At 61.7% G+C, this 1,321-nt stretch carries 1 protein-coding gene; it reads left to right on the top strand.

Going from position 1 to position 1,321, the window contains the following annotated elements:
• Positions 1 to 54: 54 nt before the first annotated feature.
• Positions 55 to 1,280, top strand: a protein-coding gene (locus KW835_RS26555) for an IS3 family transposase (protein WP_370633692.1) whose coding sequence is annotated in 2 segments (ribosomal slippage) — positions 55 to 397 and positions 397 to 1,280 — 1,227 coding nt in all. Because the reading frame shifts where the segments join, the coding sequence is not laid out codon by codon here.
• Positions 1,281 to 1,321 lie beyond the last annotated feature (41 nt).

Below are 1,321 nucleotides of genomic sequence, written 5' to 3'. Positions count from 1 at the left end.
TGACCCGTCCTGCCCAGCGTTGACACCTTTCCATGCTCGAAAGGAAGAAACGCCATGGATACAGGCATCAAGAGAACGCAGCGTGACTACACGATGGCCTTCAAACTGGCCGTTGTTGAACAAGTGGAAAAAGGGGAGCTGACCTGCGGCCAGGCACAGCTGCGCTACGGGATCCAGGGCAACTCGACAGTGTTGATGTGGCTGCGCAAGCACGGTCGCCAGAGCTGGGGCCGTGCGGCATCATTGGCGGCCATGCCCATCGACAAGACAACTGCCCCTGCGACGCCCGAGCAGCGGATCAAGGAATTGGAGACGCAACTGGCGCTGGCGCAGGAGAAGGCGCGCTTGTTTGAAGCGGTGCTGGAGGTTCTGAAGAAGGATCACGGCGTGCGTGTCGTAAAAAAGCCTTTGGGCAAGTCCTCTCGCAACAGCTCGTCCCGGGGTTGAGCGTGACGAGGGCTTGCCGCTACATGGGCATCAGCCGCCAGGCGCATTACCAGGCGCAGCAGCGCATGGTGCAGCGCTGCCAGCGAGCCGAGACAGTGATCGAACTGGTCAAGGACACGCGGATGCGTCAGCCCAGGCTGGGCACACGCAAGCTGCACCACCTGCTGCGCGCGCCGCTGCAGGACGCAGGCATCAAACTGGGCCGCGACGCGATGTTCGACGTGCTGCGCAACGCGCGAATGCTGGTGGCCAACCGGCGCGCGTACCACAAGACCACGGACAGCCATCATCGCTTTCGTCGTCATCCCAACCTGCTCAAGCAAGGGCCTGAGCAGATTCAGGTCACGCGCAGCGAGCAGCTGTGGGTGGCCGACATCACGTACCTGCCGACCGCTGACAAGTTCGTGTATCTGAGCTTGGTGACCGATGCCCACTCGCGCAAGATCGTGGGCTGGCATGTTCACCCCAGCCTGCAGACCGAGGAGGTCGCGCAGGCGCTGAAGATGGCCTTGCGGGGCCGGCACACATGCCGGGAACTGGTTCATCACTCTGACCGAGGCATCCAGTACTGTTCGAGCTACTACCAAGCCTTACACCGACGCCATGGTCTGAGGTGCTCGATGACTGACGGCTACGACTGCTACCAGAACGCCTTGGCCGAGCGCGTCAACGGCATACTTAAGAACGAATTCCTGCTGAGCCGGCCTGTTGACCTCGCGCAAGCCAGACGGCTGGTGGCCGAGTCCGTGCAGATCTACAACCACGAACGACCCCATCTGTCGCTCAAAATGCAAACGCCCGATGCTGTGCACCGGGCGTCCCTGGCCGGCTGAACGCCGGCTGTTTGAGTGTCAACGTAATTCAGGACGGGTCA

Origin of the sequence: Acidovorax sp. sic0104, from assembly GCF_019219095.1 — a bacterium.
Classification (GTDB): Bacteria; Pseudomonadota; Gammaproteobacteria; order Burkholderiales; family Burkholderiaceae_C; genus Acidovorax.
Note: the sequence above shows the minus strand (reverse complement) of the source record. Positions and strands in the feature narration are given on the sequence as shown.